Here is a 9,459-nt window from a genome sequence, read left to right on the forward strand (position 1 = left end):
GGCGAGCGGGGGTTGCGGCGGGAGCGGCGGCCGGGGCCGGGGCCGGGGCGCGGGCCGCCGGGCGGGCGGGGGCAGGGCTGCGCCGGGTCCCCCGGGCGGGGTTGCCGCTCCAGTGCTCCCCCGGCGGCACCTCCTCGCCCTTCATGAGGAACGTGTCGGGGGCGAGGACCGCGCCGTCGCCGATCGAGGTGCCGTAGTGGACGAACGAGCCGACCCCGAGCGTGCAGCGGGCGCCGATGACGACGTGGTCCGACTTGAACCCGCCGTCCTCCTGCGAGTGGCACTGCACGATCGTGCCCTCGCCGAGGGTGACCTCGTCCCCGATCGTCGTGAAGGACCTCTCGGTGATGCTGACGCCGTCGTCGAACACCCGCGCCCCCACCCGGACCCCGAGCAGGCGCCAGATCAGCGGCTTGAACGGCGTGCCGTTGGCGATCTGCACCCATTCCGGCGCCGGGACCTTCCAGTAGCGCTCGTGGCGCCAGAACGTCGGGTCGTAGATCGAGCACCCCTGCGGGACGCGCGCCATGAGGGGGCGGACGCACCGCTCGACCAGCGCGTACCAGCCGGCGAGCAGGACGAGCCCGGCGACCTCGACGACGACGACCTCGGCGGCGCCCGCGGCGACCGGGAGCGACCCGACCGCCGCGACGGCGACGGCGAGCAGGAACGTGAAGAGCCACCGCACGAGCAGGTGCAGCCCCATCGACACCACGTTGTGCCGGTTCTTGCGCCGCAGGGAGGCCGCGAGCTCGGCGGGGTCGGTGACATCGAGCTCGCTGTCGCGGGCCACCGTGCGCGGGATCTCGAAGCTGGGGGACCCGAGGAGCCCGACCCCGGAGCGGATCGGGCCGTGCTGCGGGATCTGGACCTTGGTCGCCAGCAGGCAGTCGTCACCCGTGCGCCCCTGCGGCGGGTAGGCGATGCGGTTGCCGAGGAAGTTGTTCGCCCCGATCCGCGTCGCCGAGACGCGGAACGACGTCGCCGAGTACTCGGCGTTCATCACCGAGAGCCCGTCGGCGACCACGGTGCCGGCCCCGACGATCGTCAGGAACGGGTTCTCGTGCTTGACCGCCATGCCGAAGTTGGAGCCGGTCTGCTGCAGCGGGCGGAGCCGGTACCCGAGCAGGGTCAGGTAGTGGGCGATCGCGGAGGCGTCGCCGAACAGCGTCACGAACGCCTTGACGTTGGTGAGCCGGCCGACCGCGCGGTGCAGCCAGTAGCGCGGGCCGTACAGGGGGTAGACCGTGTCCGGCCGCAGCCCGAGCGCGAACAGGCGCGGCAGCGTCGCGACGACGACGAGGCCCACGACGATCGCCCCGAGGTAGAGGGCCCCGGACAGGAGCAGCGTCCGGAGGTAGAACCAGGGGTCGGCCAACGCGCCGGGCGGCGGCTCGAACAGCTCCGCGAAGTGGGGCACCAGCGTGTGCAGGAGGACGAAGGCCAGGAGTGCGGCGGGCAGCAGCAGTCCCAGCACGACCGCCAGGACCCCCAGCGTATAGAGCGTGCGCCGCGGGGTCGCGTCCCCGGCGGGCGGCACCGGCGGCATCGGGGCGTCGGCCCGCCGGGCGGGCGACCCGTGCCAGTTCTCCCCCGCCGGGACGGCCTGCCCGGCGTGCAGCGACGAGCTGTGCGCCAGCGACGACCCGTCCCCCATCGCCGTGCGGACGTCGAGGACCGTCGACTCGCCGACCACCGCGTGCGCGCCGAGGCTCACCCCGCCGATCTCGACCCGACCGTCGTGCGCCCGGTAGCAGGCCACGACGGCGTCCTTGCGGATCAGCGCGCCGTCCCCGGCGCTGAAGAGGTCGGTGCAGACGGGGGTCTGCGGGCCGAGGAACACCACGCCGCGCCCGATCCTCGCGCCGAGCGCCCGGAGGTGGAGGGTCTGCAGCGGCGTGCCGGCGAACAGCCGGGCCGGGCTGGAGCGCAGGAGGGTCTTGACCACCCAGAAGCGCAGATAGGCCGCGCTCCACACCGGGATCGACCCCGGCCGCCAGCGACCGACGATCACCCACTTGGCGACGACCGGGAGCGCGGTGAAGGCCCCGAGACCCACGGCGCCGGCGACGACGGCCCGGCCGTAGGTCGCGAGCGGTGTCGTGGCCACGGTCACCCAGGTCACGGCCCAGGTCAGGACCAGGGCGAACAGGTAGCCGTAGGCGAGGAAGCAGAGGAACTGCGCCGCGCCGCACAGGACGAAGGCGGCGGTCCCGGCGCGGGATCGCGTCGGGTCGGCGCCCGCGGAGTCGGTGCCGGTGTCGACCTCGTCCGTCTCGGACGGCCCGTCGGCGTCGATCGCGTCCGCGTCGGAAGCGAGCGAGGCGGCGAGCGTGGCCAGGGTCGAATGCCGGTAGACGTCGGGCATCGCCACCGACGGGAGGTCGTCGCGCTTGCGGAGCCTGGCGCAGAAGCGCGCCATGAGCAGCGAGTCGGCCCCGAGGTCGCGGAAGAAGTCGGCGTCCCCGGGGACGTCGGACCGGCCGAGGACCTCCGCCAGGGTCGCGGCGAGACCCGCCCGGACGCGGGCCGCGCCGGCGACGTCGGGGGCCTGCGGGGCGGGGGCGAGAGCGGCGGCGAGCCCGGCCAGGGTGCGGTGCTGGTAGATGTCCTGCATCGCCGCCGACGGCAGGTCCGGGTGCTTGCGGATGCGGGCGCAGAAGCGCGCCATCAGCAGGGAGTCGGCGCCGAGGTCGGTGAAGAAGTCGGCGTCGTCGGCCACCTCGGCGCGGTCGAGGACCTCGGCCAGGATCGTCCCGAGCGCCGTCCGCACCGCGGTGGACGGGGCACCCGTATCGGGGGCCGCCGCCGCGGGGGCCCCCGCGGTCGGGCGTCCGGCGGTTCCGGGAGGCCGGGTGGGAGCGAGCCCGGCGCCGGGCCGGGCCGGGGTCGGCGACAGCGCGACCGTCGGCGCCGCCGTGTCCTTCGGAGCCGGGGTGGCCGGGACCGGGGGCACCGCCACCGTCGGCGCCGCCGTGTCCTTCGGAGCCGGGGTCGCCGGAACCGGGGGCACCGCCACCGTCGGCGCCGCCGTGTCCTTCGGAGCCGGGGTCGCCGGAACCGGGGGCACCGCCACCGTCGGCGCCGCCGTGTCCTTCGGAGCCGGGGTCGCTGGAACCGGGGGCACCGCCACCCTCGGCGCCGCCGTGTACCTCGGGCGCGGCGAGAGGCGGTGGGCCACGGTGAGCGCCACGGCGTCGTCGCGCTCCCCCGCCGCCACCACGTCGGTGACGGGGTCCTCCGCGGCCGCCGTGCCGTTGCGCCCGGCGACCCGGGTCGACCCGACCGACTCGGGCGGCAGCGGGAGGACCGCGGTCCGGCCCGGGGTGTCGGAGCGCCTCGTCCGGCGCGGTGCGGTGGCGTCGACCGGCCGCCCGCGCAGCCCCCGGCCGGCCGCGCCCTCGAGACGGCCGGCGTACTCCAGCTCGCGGTCCGCCGTGAACCGTCCGAGGTCGCCGGTGCGGAAGGTCCGTCGCGACGGCTGGCCGGGGATCGGGACGAACGCCTCGTCGGCGAGGTCGGGACGCCCGACGTACCCGGACGCCACCCCGGGACCGACGATCCCGATCTCGCCGACCCGGCCGGGCGGAACGGCGCGGCCCGGGTCGGCGGGGTCGAGCAGCACGACGTCGTGACCGGGCAGCGGGCGGCCCAGCGTCGAGCCACCGTCGGGCGACAGCTCGGTCCAGAACGCGACGACGGTGGTCTCGGGTGTCCCGTGCAGGCCGAGGATCCGCCGGCCCGGCGCCTGCCAGCGGGTGACGGTCGCGGCGGGCCGCTCGGGTCCGAGGAGCACGAGCAGCCGCAGGTCGGGCAGCTCCTCGTCGACCCCCTCGAGCGTCGCGGGGTCGGCGACGAGGACGGTGGTCCGCGTCGTCCGCAGGAACGTGCCGAGCGCCGGGCCCCGCAGGTGCTCGCCGGGGGCGGGGGTGACCACGGTGGCCCCGCACGACCACGGCACCCAGGTCTCCAGCACCGCCCGGTCCGAGCCGCTCCGCGGGTCGTGGAACACGCGGTCGGTGGCGGACAACCGGAACAGGTCGCCGAGGACGTGCACCAGGTGGGTCACCGCGGCGTGCTCGATCGCGGGGGCGCGCAGGCCCGCGCTCCCCGACGACCGCCCGTCGCCGCCACCGGCGTGGACGACGATGTACGCCGGGGCGTCGCCGACCGGCCCCCGCTCGGCGGCCCGCCACCGCTGGGCGTCCTCCGCGTCGACGTGGGCGGCGACGCGGTCGAGGTAGACGGCGTCGACGTCGGTGACGCGCAGCCGGGGGGCCTGGTCGGCGGTCGTGAGAACCACTCCCGCCCCGGAGGCGTGCACGACGGCGGCGAGGGCCGCGTCCGGGAGGCCGTGGTCGAGCGGCACCCAGGCGGCGCCCGTCCGCGCGATCGCGAGCTGCGCGGTGAGGGCGTCGGCGGGCCGCTCGAGCAGCACCGCGATCCGGTCCCCGGCGCCGAAGCGCCGCCGGCCCAGGTACCGCGCCAGCCGGGTCGCGCCCGCGTCGAGGGCCACGTAGGACAGCGAGCCGACCGACGCGCCGCCCACCTCGACGGCCGTGTGGTGCGCGCGTCCCTCGCGCCGGAACTCGTCGCAGCGTCGCTCCACCACCCGGTCGAGCCGGTCGTCGTGCGGGTCGCGCGGCGCGGTGTCGCGGCGGGTCGACCCGGTGGAGACCACCCGGGTCGGGACGACGGTCGTCGGGCCCATCACGCCTCCGCCACGTTCAGCACGGTCATCGTCCCGTCGAGCAGGTCGGTCACGTAGGCCTTGCGGCCGTCGGGGGTCACGGCGACGCTGCTCGGCCCCCGGCCCGTCGGGACCGTGGCGGTGACCGCGGAGGTCGTCGTGTCGAGGACCTGGACCACGCTCGCGTCGATCGCGGCGACGTAGGCGTGGCGGCCGTCGGCGCTCGTCGTGACGGCCTGCGGGTGGACCGCGGTGGGCACCGTGGCGACCACCCGGGCGCTCGACGGGTCGATCACCGACACGCTGTCGCCGGCGTAGTCCGTGACGAGCACCCGGGGCGCCGTGCGGTGCCAGGCGACCGCGTGGGGGGACCGGCCCACCGGGATCGTCGCGACGGGCCGGCCGTCCACCGCGCCGAGGATCCGGACGACGTCGGCGTCGTACTCGGCGACCGCGAGGAGGGTGCCGTCGGGCGAGAGGGCCAGGCCGTGGGGCCGGACGCCCTCGACCCGGTCGACCACGGCGTTCGTGTCCGTGTCGATCACGGCGATCGATCCGGTCTCCGACGCGTGGACCCTCCGGCCGTCCGGGCTGACGACGAGCATCATCGGCGCCGACCGGGTGGGAATCGTGGCGGTCACCGCGCCGGCCGCGGTGTCGACGACGCCGACCTCGCCGCCCGCGCCGCGGGCGATGCCCACGTAGGCGTGGCGGCCGTCCGGGGAGAAGGCGACGGCCTGCGGGCCGCCGTCGGGCACCGGGATGGTCCCGGTCGCGGTGTCGGTGGCGGTGTCGACGACGGTGAGCACCCCGGCGTCGCGGTCCGCGACGTAGGCGAACCGGCCGTCGGGCGCGACCTGCACGGCGACGGGCGACGCTCCGACCGGGACGGTGCCGACGACGGTCGGGGTGGCCGAGCCGGCCACCGGGGCCGGTGCCGGGCTCCCGGCGAGGGGCACGGTCGTCACCACCAGGGCGACGACCGCCGCGAGGACGAGCACGCCCGCCGCGGCCCACACGACGCCGCGGCGGGGCCGTCGCGACCCCGGCCGCCGGAACTCCGGCGGCGGGGCACCGGGCGCGGGCCGCGCGGGGTCGGAGAAGTCCAGCGGGCCCGAGGGGTGCGGGACCGGGCCCTCCGCGGGCCGGGCCACGGCCGGGCTCGCGAGGGCGACGGACCCGTTGCCCGACGGCCTCGCGGTGGCCACCGGGGGGAGCGACACGAGCGCCGTGGCCGCGGCGGCCCCGTCGACGGCCGCGCCGGCGGGGGACACGACGGCGGGGGACACGACGGCCGGGCGGGAGGCGGTCTCCCGCGGGGCGCCGCGGAGGGCCTCCCGGGCCGCGGCGACCAGGTCACCGGCCGTGGCGAAGCGGTCGCCGGGAACCTTGGCCATCCCGCGGGCGACGACGGCGTCGAGGGCGACGGGCACGCCCGGGGACCGCTCGCTGCAGCGCGGGGGGTCGACGTTGAGGTGGCCGAACATCTGGGTGGGGAAGTCGCCCGGGAAGGGTGTGTCCCTCGTCAGGCACTCGAAGAGCATGCAGGCCAGCGAGTAGACGTCGGTCCGCCCGTCGACCGGCCGGTTGGAGAACCGCTCCGGGGCCATGTACTCGAGCGTCCCCAGCGTCACCCCGGTCATCGTCAGCCTGGTCCGCGGCGTGTCGACGGCGTAGGCCAGGCCGAAGTCGACGACGTAGACGAAGTCGTTCGGGGTCACCAGGACGTTCGACGGCTTGACGTCCCGGTGCACGAGGCCGTCGGCGTGGGCCGCGTCGAGGGCGTCCGCGACCTGCCCCAGGAGGGCGACCGCACGGCGCACCGGCAGCGGGCCCTCGTCGCGCAGGACCTCGTGGAGGCTCCGGCCCTCGACCAGGCGCATGTCGAGGAAGAGCCGTCCGTCGATCTCGCCGTGGTCGTGGATCGGGATCAGGTGCGGCTCGCGGAGGCGGGCGACGAGGTGGGACTCCCGGCGGAACCGCCGCTGGTACTCGGAGTTCTCGCTCAGGGTCGTCGGCAGGAGCTTGAGGGCGACGTCGCGGCCGCGCCCGGCGTCGTGGGCGCGCCAGACCTCCCCCATGCCGCCCCGGCCGATGAGGCTCAGAAGCTCGTACCTACCGATCCGCTCCATCCCGCGGCCCCCAAGTGCTCCAGACAACCTGTGATGCGGGCCATAATGTTCCACTGAGCGTGAACTGAGACCCGCCGTTCGAGTGAAGTAACCGCCCTGAGTGACGACGATCATGACTGGGAGTGCTGATCGGCGTGAGCGGCGTGCCGCAGCGCGCGGTAGAACAGCGACGGGCGGGCCGTTCTCGGACCTGCTCAGGTGTTCCACCCCAGGGCGCGCACGGCCTCCGCGGCGACGTCCTCGTCGACCATCAGCTCGTAGGTCCGGGGGCGCATCACCGTGGCGGAGGCGACGTCCGCCGTCCGCCCTGCATCGCGTGGACCAGCAGTCCGAGCAGGGCGCCGGCGATCGCGCCCGAGACGAGCCCGTACACCGTGAGCAGCAGCGGACCGATCGACGGCGTGATCCGGTTGAGCAGCCCGAACAGCCGGCCGATCAGCGCGCCGGTGACGGCGCCGCTTGCCGGGCCGCGCCACGCGGCACGGGGGTGGTCCGGCCGCTGGGCACCGCAGGGCGCGTCGGCGGTGTCGTGGCACGGGATTGCTCGCTCATGTCGTCCGTCCTCGATCCGTCGTCCGTGAACACGGGGCGGCGGGCGGGAAGACCGCCTCGCGGACCACCGGCCGATGTGTCGTTGCACGGTCACACCCGGCTCCGCCGGGCCGCATCGACTCCCGAGTGGCAAGACCCCACGCCCGGCTCGCCCTGTCAGGACCAACCGTGCTGCCGTACGACGTGCTCTCGGGGACCCCGGGAGTCAGCCGGGAGTGCGGGCCGCGTGCCGCAGCGCGCGGTAGAGCAGCGGCTGGTCGCCCAGGCGCCGCCGCAGGGCGTCCTCGAGGCCGCCGATCGGATAGAGGTTCTGCGGCGCGCGGGAGTCCTTGTACTCCACCGAGGCGTACCGCGGCAGGGTCGCCTGACTCCGCGACGCCAGGGCCACGGCCTCCGCCGCCGGCAGGTCGGCGCGGCACTCGATCCGCACCACCCCGGCCCACGGCGCCCCCGGCGGGCACGGGAGCCGCAGGTACCAGGTGTGGCGCTCCCACTGCCCGGCCAGCCGGAACACCGGCGTCCGCTCCCCCGGCCCCAGCGCCGCGACCACCCGGCCGAGCTCCGCGGGCAGGTAGTCGCTGCGATGGCTCTTGACGAAGCCGATCGCCCGCGGGAGGTGCTGGCGGCCCAGCAGCGGCCCGTCGACGACGAGGAGGTCGTCCTCGTCGCGGTCGGAGATCGAGGCCGCGGCGAGCACCTCGACGTCGGCGAGGTCGCGCTGCAGGGCGAGCGAGAGGACCTGCATCGGGGCGACGTCCGGGCGGGGGTGGGTGGGGACGGCGCCGTAGGTGCCGGCGCGGGTGACGACGTCGGCGGCGTGCTCCGCGGTGGTGACCAGCCCGCGGCGGACCAGGGCGACGGCGAGGTGGGCCCCGACCCCGCGGCGGCTGCGCACCACCCCCGCCGCGTACGACGCGCACAGCGCGGGCGACGCCGCCCCGTCGGGCTCGTCGACCCACACCTGGGCGTCGATGCGCCGGACCCCGTCGACGAACAGCACGCTCGCCGCCGGGGCGACGAGCGGGTCGGCCGGGACCGGGGCCCACCGGCCCGCCGGCACCTCGACGTCCGGGTCGACCTCGGCCGTGGACGCGCCGAGCTCGGGGTCGAGGCTGGTGCCGTAGGTCGGGTCCCAGGGGTCGACGCTGAACCTCACGGGCCCTCCCGCACCACCGACGACGTCCGCCGGTCGCGGTCGACCGCGAACCGCACGGGCACGCGCTCGGCCAGGGCGGGCACGTGCGTCACCACCCCGACCATGCGGTCGCCCCGCGCGGCGAGGTTCTCCAGGGCGCTCGCGACGAGGTCGAGGTTCGTCTCGTCGAGCGTCCCGAACCCCTCGTCGAGGAAGATCGACTCGAGCCGGGCGGCGCCGCGGGCGGCGAGGCCCTGCAGCTGCGAGGACAGGGCCAGGGCGAGCGCGAGGCTCGCCTGGAAGGTCTCGCCGCCCGAGAGCGTCTTCACCGGGCGGGCCGCGTCGGCGTCGGCGTGGTCGACCACGAGGAACTCCCCGTCGGCGTGGGTCAGCTCGAACTGGCCGCCGGAGAGGTCGGCGAGGCTCGCCGAGGCGTCGGCGACGAGGGTGTCGAGAGCGGAGGCCACCAGCCAGCGCGGGAACCGGTTGGAGCGCAGCTGCTCGCCGAGCATCCGGGCGACCTGGGCCTCCTCCTCGGCCTCGGTGCGCCGGCGGTCGAGCTCGGCGGCCCGGGCCCGGCGCTCGGTGACGCGCGCGAGCTCGCCCCGGGCCCGCTCCAGCGCGGTCGCGACGACGGTCGGGGCCGCGGCCGGGACCGGCGCGCCGAGCTCGTGGGCGGCCAGCGCGTCGGCGAGGCGCCGCGCGGCCTCGTCGCGGTCGCGCCGCCGGGTCCCGACGATGCCCTCGGTCTCGGTCAGCGCCCGCTCGCGGGTCGCGGTCTCGTCCGCGGCCCAGGTGGTGAGGGCCGTCCAGGCCGCAGCGAGGTCGTCCTCCGACGGGGACGGCGCGCCGAGCACGACGAGCGGGTCCCGGGCGCGACGCCAGGTCTCCCACGCGCCGGCGACCTCCCGGTCGGTCGCGGCCGCGTCCCGGCGGGCGGCGGCGACGGC

At 76.6% G+C, this 9,459-nt stretch carries 4 protein-coding genes; all 4 read right to left on the reverse strand.

All coding sequences use genetic code 11. The features are described 5' to 3' along the window. Positions 1-4,711, reverse strand: a 4,711-nt coding sequence (locus ACFPBZ_RS29140) for a Pls/PosA family non-ribosomal peptide synthetase (RefSeq protein WP_378039613.1), incomplete at its 3' end; no start/stop codon positions are given. Continuing rightward, positions 4,711-6,822, reverse strand: a complete 2,112-nt coding sequence (locus tag ACFPBZ_RS29145) for a protein kinase domain-containing protein (protein ID WP_378039614.1) — start codon at positions 6,820-6,822, stop codon at positions 4,711-4,713. The genes ACFPBZ_RS29140 and ACFPBZ_RS29145, both read right to left, overlap by 1 nt. Positions 6,823-7,579: 757 nt before the next feature. Next, complete coding sequence (locus tag ACFPBZ_RS29150) at positions 7,580-8,530, reverse strand: hypothetical protein (RefSeq protein ID WP_378039615.1); 951 nt, start codon at positions 8,528-8,530, stop codon at positions 7,580-7,582. Continuing rightward, on the reverse strand, positions 8,527-9,459 hold a 933-nt coding region (locus tag ACFPBZ_RS29155), incomplete at its 5' end, for an SbcC/MukB-like Walker B domain-containing protein (RefSeq protein WP_378039616.1). The genes ACFPBZ_RS29150 and ACFPBZ_RS29155, both read right to left, overlap by 4 nt.

Source organism: Actinomycetospora atypica, assembly GCF_042653685.1.
GTDB classification, from domain to species: Bacteria; Actinomycetota; Actinomycetes; order Mycobacteriales; family Pseudonocardiaceae; genus Actinomycetospora; species Actinomycetospora atypica.